The organism is Klebsiella sp. 28 (assembly GCF_018223905.1).
Lineage (GTDB): Bacteria > Pseudomonadota > Gammaproteobacteria > Enterobacterales > Enterobacteriaceae > Klebsiella > Klebsiella pneumoniae.
Window position 1 is genome coordinate 1 of sequence record NZ_JAGRQY010000194.1, and the last position, 8,326, is coordinate 8,326.

10 protein-coding genes and 1 other RNA gene are annotated in these 8,326 nt (G+C 57.7%); 7 read left to right on the forward strand and 4 right to left on the reverse strand.

The features are described from left to right. Positions 1-59 precede the first annotated feature (59 nt). The 3 genes from KHQ28_RS25315 (at position 60) to amtB (ending at position 3,740) form a co-directional block, all read left to right on the forward strand. Complete coding sequence (locus tag KHQ28_RS25315; RefSeq protein WP_002891880.1) at positions 60-1,838, forward strand: SmdB family multidrug efflux ABC transporter permease/ATP-binding protein; 1,779 nt, start codon at positions 60-62, stop codon at positions 1,836-1,838. A gap of 243 nt (positions 1,839-2,081) precedes the next feature. Continuing rightward, a complete protein-coding gene (glnK, locus tag KHQ28_RS25320; protein WP_002891893.1) occupies positions 2,082-2,420 on the forward strand; it encodes a P-II family nitrogen regulator in 339 nt (112 codons plus the stop codon). A 33-nt stretch (positions 2,421-2,453) separates the two neighbouring features. Then, positions 2,454-3,740, forward strand: coding sequence for an ammonium transporter AmtB (gene amtB / locus KHQ28_RS25325; RefSeq protein ID WP_004152876.1), 1,287 nt, complete (start codon positions 2,454-2,456; stop codon positions 3,738-3,740). 54 nt (positions 3,741-3,794) lie between these two features. On the opposite strand, the gene tesB is transcribed toward amtB, so the two are convergent. After that, positions 3,795-4,658 (reverse strand): acyl-CoA thioesterase II, encoded by an 864-nt coding sequence (gene tesB, locus KHQ28_RS25330; protein ID WP_002891899.1) that lies wholly within the window; start codon positions 4,656-4,658, stop codon positions 3,795-3,797. 216 nt (positions 4,659-4,874) lie between these two features. Between tesB and KHQ28_RS25335 the strand changes: the two genes are divergently transcribed. Then, positions 4,875-5,366: a YbaY family lipoprotein gene (locus KHQ28_RS25335; RefSeq protein ID WP_002891903.1), complete on the forward strand. Its 492-nt coding sequence runs from the start codon at positions 4,875-4,877 to the stop codon at positions 5,364-5,366. Positions 5,367-5,404: 38 nt separating this feature from the next. Here the strand turns inward: KHQ28_RS25335 and KHQ28_RS25340 are convergent, their stop codons facing one another. Together KHQ28_RS25340 and KHQ28_RS25345 are read right to left on the reverse strand one after the other, a co-directional pair. Beyond that, entirely contained in the window at positions 5,405-5,716 is a 312-nt protein-coding gene (locus KHQ28_RS25340; protein ID WP_004142687.1) for an MGMT family protein, read from the reverse strand. Positions 5,717-5,783: 67 nt separating this feature from the next. After that, positions 5,784-6,191 carry a dTDP-glucose pyrophosphorylase gene (locus KHQ28_RS25345; RefSeq protein WP_004178755.1) on the reverse strand — a complete coding sequence of 136 codons (408 nt, stop codon included), beginning with the start codon at positions 6,189-6,191 and terminating at the stop codon, positions 5,784-5,786. Between the two features lie 240 nt (positions 6,192-6,431). On the opposite strand from KHQ28_RS25345, the gene ffs reads away from it, so the two are divergent. From ffs to KHQ28_RS25360, 3 genes are all read left to right on the forward strand, one after another. Continuing rightward, positions 6,432-6,528, forward strand: an RNA gene (ffs, locus tag KHQ28_RS25350) — signal recognition particle sRNA small type. Between the two features lie 309 nt (positions 6,529-6,837). Next, positions 6,838-7,095, forward strand: a complete 258-nt coding sequence (locus KHQ28_RS25355) for a hypothetical protein (RefSeq protein WP_002891977.1) — start codon at positions 6,838-6,840, stop codon at positions 7,093-7,095. After that, positions 7,092-7,307 (forward strand): hypothetical protein, encoded by a 216-nt coding sequence (locus KHQ28_RS25360; RefSeq protein ID WP_004142688.1) that lies wholly within the window; start codon positions 7,092-7,094, stop codon positions 7,305-7,307. Before KHQ28_RS25355 ends, KHQ28_RS25360 begins: the two co-directional genes overlap by 4 nt. A 134-nt stretch (positions 7,308-7,441) precedes the next feature. Here the strand turns inward: KHQ28_RS25360 and KHQ28_RS25365 are convergent. Continuing rightward, positions 7,442-8,326, reverse strand: an 885-nt coding sequence (locus tag KHQ28_RS25365; RefSeq protein ID WP_211777724.1) for a PLP-dependent aminotransferase family protein, incomplete at its 5' end; no start/stop codon positions are given.

Below are 8,326 nucleotides of genomic sequence, written 5' to 3' on the forward strand. Positions count from 1 at the left end.
ATATCAGCAGCTGGAGGCCGCGCTCGACGAGGTTCCGCAGACGCAAGAGGAGGCCCTGGATGCGTAGCTTTACCGAACTCTGGCCGACGCTTAAACGCCTGCTGGCCTATGGTTCACCGTGGCGCAAGCCGTTGGCCATCGCGGTGGCGATGATGTGGATTGCGGCGGCGGCGGAAGTGAGCGGCCCGCTGCTTATCAGCTATTTCATCGACAACATGGTGGCGAAACATACGCTGCCGCTGAAGCTGGTGGCCGGCCTGGCGGTAGCCTATATCGGCCTGCAGCTGCTGGCGGCGCTCCTGCACTATAACCAGTCGCTGCTGTTTAACCGCGCCGCGGTCGGCGTCGTCCAGCAGTTGCGCAGCGACGTGATGGATGCCGCCCTGCATCAGCCGCTCAGCGAGTTTGATACCCAGCCGGTTGGGCAGCTTATCTCACGGGTAACCAACGATACGGAAGTCATTCGCGATCTGTACGTGACGGTGGTGGCTACGGTACTGCGCAGCGCCGCGCTGATCGGCGCGATGCTGGTGGCGATGTTTAGCCTCGACTGGCGGATGGCGCTGGTGGCGATCGCGATTTTCCCGGCGGTGCTGATCGTGATGATTATCTATCAGCGCTATAGCACGCCGATCGTGCGGCGGGTGCGCGCCTGGCTTGCCGACATCAACGATGGCTTCAACGAAGTGATCAACGGCATGGGCGTCATCCAGCAGTTCCGCCAGCAGGCGCGCTTTGGCGAACGGATGCGCGAGGCCAGCTATGCCCACTATCTGGCGCGGATGCAGACGCTGCGCCTGGACGGTTTTCTGCTGCGCCCGCTGCTGAGCCTTTTTTCCTCGCTGGTGCTGTGCGGGCTGCTGATGCTGTTCGGCTTTAGCGCGGTGGGCACGATCGAGGTTGGGGTCCTGTACGCGTTTATCAGCTATCTTGGACGCCTTAACGAGCCGCTTATCGAGCTGACCACCCAGCAGTCGATGCTGCAGCAGGCGGTGGTCGCCGGCGAGCGCGTTTTCGAGCTGATGGATCGCCCGCGCCAGGCGTGGGGTACGGATGACGCGCCGCTGAGCAGCGGTCGGGTGGAAATTGACCATCTCTCCTTTGCTTACCGGGGGGACCGTCTGGTTCTCCAGGATATCACGCTGGATATTCCCTCCCGCAGCTTCGTGGCGCTGGTCGGACATACCGGCAGCGGAAAAAGTACCCTCGCCAGTCTGATGATGGGCTATTACCCGTTAACCCACGGCGAGATCCGCATCGATGGTCGACCGCTCGCATCCCTCAGCCACAGCGCGTTGCGTCGGGGCATCGCTATGGTGCAACAGGATCCCGTAGTGCTGGCGGATACCTTCTACGCCAACGTCGCGCTGGGCCGGGACATCAGTGAGGCGCAGGTTTGGGAAGCGCTGGAGGCGGTGCAGCTGGCGGCGGTGGCGCGCAGCATGAGCGATGGGCTGTACACCCAACTGGGCGAGCAGGGCAATAATCTCTCCGTCGGGCAGAAGCAGCTGCTGGCGCTGGCGCGCGTGCTGGTGGATACCCCGCAGGTACTGATTTTGGATGAGGCGACGGCAAACATCGACTCCGGTACCGAGCAGGCGATCCAGCAGGCGCTGGCGAAGGTCCGCCAGCATACCACCCTCGTGGTTATTGCCCATCGGCTGTCGACCATTGTGGAGGCCGATACCATCCTGGTTCTGCATCGAGGTCAGGCTGTCGAGCGGGGCACCCATCAGCAGCTGCTGGCGGCGAAAGGCCGCTACTGGCAGATGTATCAGCTGCAGCTGGCCGGCGAAGAGCTGGCGGCCAGCGCCAGAGAGGAGTCGCTCAGCGCCTGATGCACCACCAGCAGGCAGGGAACGCTGGGCGGCCTGCGATGGTGCAAAAACGTTACATCAAATGCACCGTTGTGGTGCATTTTTGCGCGCCAGGCGCCGTTGCGCAGGATATTGCCTGACCTGTCCCCTGTTTTTTGCCATCAAAGGGCCGCTTTGCGGCCTTTTTTCATTTCTGGCATAGCCCTTGCTTTATATCCATCGTGTTAGCTGCGGCCATTACCGAATACTGACTGGAGGGGACTTATGAAGCTGGTTACCGTGGTAATCAAACCATTCAAATTGGAAGACGTGCGTGAAGCTTTGTCTTCCATCGGCATTCAGGGCCTGACGGTCACTGAAGTCAAAGGATTTGGCCGTCAGAAAGGTCACGCGGAGCTCTACCGCGGCGCCGAGTATAGCGTCAACTTTCTGCCAAAAGTGAAGATTGATGTGGCGATTGCCGACGATCAGCTGGATGAAGTCATCGATGTCATCAGCAAAGCGGCTTACACCGGAAAAATTGGCGACGGCAAAATTTTCGTCGCTGAATTGCAGCGCGTCATTCGCATCCGTACCGGCGAAGCTGACGAAGCGGCACTGTAATTTCCAGACCACACAGTGATGGGGAACGAAACAATGAAAATGGCAACAATGAAATCGGGTCTGGGGGCATTAGCCCTTCTGCCGGGGCTGGCGATGGCCGCGCCTGCGGTGGCGGACAAAGCCGATAACGCGTTTATGATGATTTGCACCGCGCTGGTTCTGTTTATGACTATCCCGGGGATTGCGCTGTTTTACGGCGGCCTGATCCGCGGTAAGAACGTTCTGTCCATGCTGACTCAGGTGATTGTCACCTTTGGCCTGGTCTGCGTATTGTGGGTGATTTATGGCTATACCCTGGCCTTCGGCACCGGCGGCAGCTTCTTCGGCAGCTTTGACTGGGTGATGCTGAAAAATATTGAGCTGAAAGCGCTGATGGGCACCTTCTATCAGTATATCCACGTGGCCTTCCAGGGCTCGTTCGCCTGCATCACCGTCGGGCTGATTGTCGGGGCGCTGGCGGAACGTATTCGTTTCTCCGCGGTACTGATCTTCGTGGTGGTGTGGATGACACTCTCCTACGTGCCGATTGCGCATATGGTTTGGGGCGGCGGTCTGCTGGCGACCCATGGCGCGCTGGACTTCGCCGGCGGCACCGTTGTGCACATCAACGCCGCGGTCGCCGGGCTGGTCGGCGCCTATATGATGGGCAAACGCGTGGGCTTCGGCAAAGAAGCGTTCAAACCGCATAACCTGCCGATGGTGTTCACTGGCACCGCTATCCTCTACGTGGGCTGGTTCGGCTTCAACGCCGGCTCTGCCAGCGCAGCGAATGAAATTGCGGCCCTGGCGTTCGTTAACACCGTCGTGGCGACCGCTGCGGCTATCCTGGCGTGGACCTTTGGCGAATGGGCTCTGCGCGGCAAACCTTCACTGCTGGGCGCCTGCTCCGGGGCAATTGCCGGTCTGGTTGGCGTTACGCCGGCGTGTGGTTATATCGGTGTCGGCGGGGCGCTGATCGTCGGTATCGCCTCTGGCCTGGCGGGTATCTGGGGCGTGACTGCGCTGAAACGCTGGCTGCGTGTGGATGATCCTTGCGACGTCTTCGGCGTTCACGGCGTCTGCGGCATCGTCGGCTGTATCCTGACTGGTATCTTCGCGGCGACTTCTCTGGGCGGCGTCGGTTATGCGGAAGGCGTCACCATGGGCCATCAACTGCTGGTGCAACTGGAAAGTATCGCCATCACCGTGGTCTGGTCCGGCGTTGTGGCGTTCATCGGCTACAAAGTGGCGGATATGACCGTCGGGCTGCGCGTGCCGGAAGAGCAGGAGCGCGAAGGGCTGGACGTCAACAGCCATGGCGAAAACGCCTATAACGCCTGATAAAAAAGCCATTCTCTCCTGATAGCGAAAAGCCTCCCGTCCGGGAGGCTTTTTTTATGCGTTGCGGTTGCGCATCACCCCTTCCTGAACCGTTGAGGCAACCAGCGTGCCATCCTGGGTGTAGAATTCGCCGCGAACGAAGCCGCGGGCGCTGGAGGCCGAGGTGCTTTCGACGCTATACAGCAGCCATTCATTAATATTAAACGGCCGGTGGAACCACATAGAGTGGTCGATGGTGGCGACCTGCATGCCGGGCTCAAGGAAACCAACGCCGTGCGGCTGCAGCGCCACCGGCAGGAAGTTAAAGTCTGAAGCATAGCCCAGCAGATACTGATGAATACGCAGATCGTCAGGGACGGCGCCGTTGGCGCGCAGCCAGACCTGGCGCACCGGTTCGGCGATATGGCCTTTCATTGGGTTATGAAACTCTACCGGACGGATCTCCAGCGGTTTATCGCAGAGGAATTTGTCTTTCACCTGCGGCGGCAGGAGATGCGCCAGCTTGCGAGCGATATCGGTTTCCGAAGGCAGGCCGTCAGGGGAGGGGGCGGCCGGCATTGCTTTCTGATGCTCATAGCCATTCTCTGGCGCCTGGAAGGAGGCGGTCATATAGAAAATCGGCTTCCCGTTCTGGATGGCGGCGACCCGACGGGCGCTGAAGCTGTTGCCGTCGCGCAGCACCTCCACATCGTAAACGATCGGCTTCTGGCTATCGCCGGGGCGAAGAAAGTAGCTGTGAAACGAATGAACCAGACGCTCAACGGGCACGGTCTCTTTTGCCGCATACAGCGCCTGACCCACTACCTGGCCGCCAAAAACCTGACGTAACCCCAGGTCTTCGCTCTGCCCGCGAAACAACCCTTCCTCAATTTTTTCCAGATCTAATAATGCCAGCAGGTTAGAGAGTGCCTGACTCATACTTATCCTCAATTAACAATAGCGGCGCAGCGCGCGTAATGTGGCCAAGTATAACCTGGAATCGCAAGTGGTCCGATGGGTGTAATAATCTGAATAACGACCAGTTAACAGGAACAAATCTGAGATCTGTGCCACACTTATTGACGACACGAAAGTTCCTGCCGGCGAAGCGGCGGAACATCCTCCTGGGTATTAAGGGATGATAAGGAGAACATCATGAAATTTGCCTATATGTTTAGTGCCTTAGCCGTCGCCGCGACGCTGACCGCCTGTGCTAATCACCACTCGAACAATTCTTCGACGCAGGCGGCCGCGCCCGACCCTTACGGTATCGCTACGCTGAGCGTGGCGCAGCAGCAGCCGAGCGTCACGGGGACGATTAATATCCGCCAGAGAATCGCTTTACCGCCGGATGCGGTACTGACGGTGACCCTGTCGGATGCTTCTCTGGCAGATGCGCCAGCCCGCGTATTGTCGCAAAAAGCGGTGCGTACCGAAGGCAAACAGGCGCCATTTAACTTTGCGCTGCCTTACAACCCGGCAGATATTCAACCGAACGCTCGCATTCTGCTAAGCGCGGCGATCACGGTTAACGGCCAGTTGATGTTTATTACCGATACCGTGCAGACGGTAATAAACCAGGGCGGCACTCATGCCGACCTGACGCTGGTTCCGGTCCAGCAGACCGCAGTTCCTGTCGCCCAGTAAGCTCGCTACGCCCCCGGATGGGGGCTTTTTTTTTGCCTTCAATAAACCCAGCGATAATGCTGGAGATCGATATGGCCGCTGCCGGAGACCTGCACACCCTCGGCCAGCAGCGCCTGACGCTGCCGCTGTAGATCGGGGCCGGTGAGGGAGATATCGCCATGGCGATTGACCACCCGATGCCATGGCAGGGTGGACCCTTCCGGCAGGCGCTTCAATACGCCGCCCACCTGGCGCGCCGCGCGCGGTGAACCTGCCAGCCGGGCGACCTCGCCGTAGGTCGTGACATACCCTTCCGGTATCGACGCCACGATGTGCCAGACGCGTTGGGGAAATGTGTCGTGCGGAGCCATTTTCTGTCCTGTTACCGGCAAAACGTCAGCATAAGCGCTAATCCTGGAGCTGTACAGCCGGCCTGGGTCAGGCGGCCTGTTCGACGGTGAACGTCAGAGCGAGGCCGAGGATCTGCATGCCATGGACATTGTCGGAGGCTGAGCTGGCGATGAGACTTTCAAGAAATTTCAACCGCTGCGAAGTGGCGTTGATGATCAGCCTCGCGCGCAGGCCCGGCATGGTTAACGACGAGATAGGGTACACCACCCGACCGCTGATATAGACCGGCAGCTTGCGTAGCTCCACCTGGCGCAGCACGCCGACGGTGGAATAGAGCAGCGCCAGCGGCGTAACCGCCCGCACCGGCGCGGGACTGATGGTCGCGAAGTCGAGCATTTTTTCAGGACGCAGGTAGTTTACGCCCTGAAAGGCGATGGTCATCCCTTCAATAGCAGGTAAAGGCAGAGTGATGGTCTGTGGTGATGAGTCAGTCATTCGATTACCGTCGAGACAATGTACTGGTGATAAAAGAGGACGAAGAGGATAAGTATGGTGGATAACCCGGATGTGTGCTGAGCGCGGGCTCGCAATCTCACAGGCTGACCGTGAGTGGCTGGTTTTATTCGCGTTATTGCGCAATAAACCAGCAGGCGGACGGTGTGAGCTTGCAATTCACCAGGTCAGCAGGGATAATGCGCCAGCGCGTTAGGCAACTAACGCTCTCAATGGGGGCTCTGTTGGTTCTCCCGCAACGCTACTCTGTTTACCAGGTCAGGTCCGGAAGGAAGCAGCCAGAGCAGACGACGTGTGTGCCGGGATGTAGCTGGCAGGGCCCCCACCCATTTCTCCCGCCTGGTGTTTCCCTTATATTTGTCCGGTTTTTATTCCTGCAATAATTAATTTCTGATAAAGATCGCATATTAGTTTTTGTTGTTAAAACCCCCTTCTTTTATTCCATAATATTTACTTGTCATAAATCTGAAATACTACTGAAATATTAATGTCATTTGCATGTCATAAATAAAGCGCATCTTACTGATGGGAATTTGTTGCCAGGCTCATGCTGTAAAATATATCTCTGGATCAGCATGTTAACTTCGTGTATTAATTATGATGATTTTATTGCACGGGAAGCGTAGCTATGACCACAGTGGTTTTGAATGTAAAAATTGACGCAGAGCTAAAAGAAAAGTTGCGTCATTATGCGGAAGTTAATAACGAGAACCTGGGAACGGCAACGGAAAAGCTGCTGCAGCTGGCTTTTCAGCTGGAGGAGTCAGCAGGTGAGGCGGGGGTGACGGAAGAGGACATTGACAGCCAGCATACCGAAGAGGAAGCGACGCCACTTACCCCTAAAGAAATCAAAGCATTAAGAAAACTTCTGAAGAAGAAAAAATGAAACAACAATTCTCTACAGCCAGCAACTATAGCGAAGCTTGCGATATGTTGCGCTCAGGATACGTAAAACACGTCCGCCTGAACTGGAATATCGGTAGTGATGAGTTCTTTCGCATTGCTTCCGACTGGTGTGACACCGGCGCTAAAATCAAAAAAGATGAAGATGGCTTTATTATTTCCCTGAAAGGGTTTCCTATTCCGCGCCAGCATTAATGAAATTGCCTTCTTTCTGTCATTGGGTTGCCATAACCAGAGGGCAGGATAGCCAGGCAATTTTATAAAAACATCTCATATACCTCATGGATGAAGGTCATTTGACGGGCTGAAGTCAGCCCGTCGCTATTTTCTTATATTATTTTTCGCAAACGTGTATTTTCCTTCTGTTCAGCAAGGCTTTGCCACAGCGGTTGTAGCGTGGAGAAGGCCCGGCGCAATGCTTCATCCGGCAGCGTAAACGGCAGACGTAAATAGCGATCGAACGCCCCTTCCAGCCCAAACCGCGTACCGGTGCCGATATGGATCCCCTGGCTTTCCGCACGCGCAGAGAACAGGGTGGCCAGCATGTCAGGAAGTTCCACCCAAAAAGAGAGCCCACCTTCCGGTGGCGAAAACCGCCAGCGGGGAAAATATTCCGCCATCAGCGTTTCGCACATGTCCCGGCGCGCCTTGAGCATCTCCCGCCGCGGCGGCAGCAGTGTGGCGGCATTTCCCAGTAGCCAGCTGCAGGCCAGTTGCTCCAGCAGCGGCGTACCCAAATCCAGCGAATCGCGGGCCTGAATAAGCGAGGCGATGGTCCGCGCGCTGGCGCGGATCCAGCCGATACGTAGTCCCCCCCAGAAGCTTTTCCCGGCCGAACCAATGGTGAGCACCGCGGCATCGGGATTGAAGCTGGCCAGCGGCGGGGGCGGCGGCGCGTTATACCAAAGGTCGGCCATGGTCTCGTCGATTACCAGCGTTGTTCGCGTCCTGGCGGCGATGTCCGCAACCCGCTGGCGGGTGGGGGCATCCATACAGCGTCCGGTGGGGTTGTGAAGATCCGGCATCAGCCACGCCAGCCGCGGCGCAGTCTGCGCAATAGTCGCCGCCAGTCCATCGCAGTCCCATCCCTGCTGCGGAAGCGCAACCCCGACGGGGCGGCAGGAGGCGCCCTGAATGGCGCTGATGGCCATCGGATAGGTTGGAGCGTCAATAACCACCCGATCGCCCGGCCCGATGAGGTGATGGTGGTCAAC

What these genes read in the sequence shown, in the direction of transcription:
- tesB (WP_002891899.1), bottom strand. Translation starts at nt 4,658, where the DNA reads ATGAGTCAGGCACTCTCTAACCTGCTGGCATTATTAGATCTGGAAAAA.
- amtB (WP_004152876.1), top strand. Translation starts at nt 2,454, where the DNA reads ATGAAAATGGCAACAATGAAATCGGGTCTGGGGGCATTAGCCCTTCTG.
- KHQ28_RS25335 (WP_002891903.1), top strand. Translation starts at nt 4,875, where the DNA reads ATGAAATTTGCCTATATGTTTAGTGCCTTAGCCGTCGCCGCGACGCTG.
- glnK (WP_002891893.1), top strand. Translation starts at nt 2,082, where the DNA reads ATGAAGCTGGTTACCGTGGTAATCAAACCATTCAAATTGGAAGACGTG.
- KHQ28_RS25340 (WP_004142687.1), bottom strand. Translation starts at nt 5,716, where the DNA reads ATGGCTCCGCACGACACATTTCCCCAACGCGTCTGGCACATCGTGGCG.
- KHQ28_RS25315 (WP_002891880.1), top strand. Translation starts at nt 60, where the DNA reads ATGCGTAGCTTTACCGAACTCTGGCCGACGCTTAAACGCCTGCTGGCC.
- KHQ28_RS25355 (WP_002891977.1), top strand. Translation starts at nt 6,838, where the DNA reads ATGACCACAGTGGTTTTGAATGTAAAAATTGACGCAGAGCTAAAAGAA.
- KHQ28_RS25360 (WP_004142688.1), top strand. Translation starts at nt 7,092, where the DNA reads ATGAAACAACAATTCTCTACAGCCAGCAACTATAGCGAAGCTTGCGAT.
- KHQ28_RS25345 (WP_004178755.1), bottom strand. Translation starts at nt 6,191, where the DNA reads ATGACTGACTCATCACCACAGACCATCACTCTGCCTTTACCTGCTATT.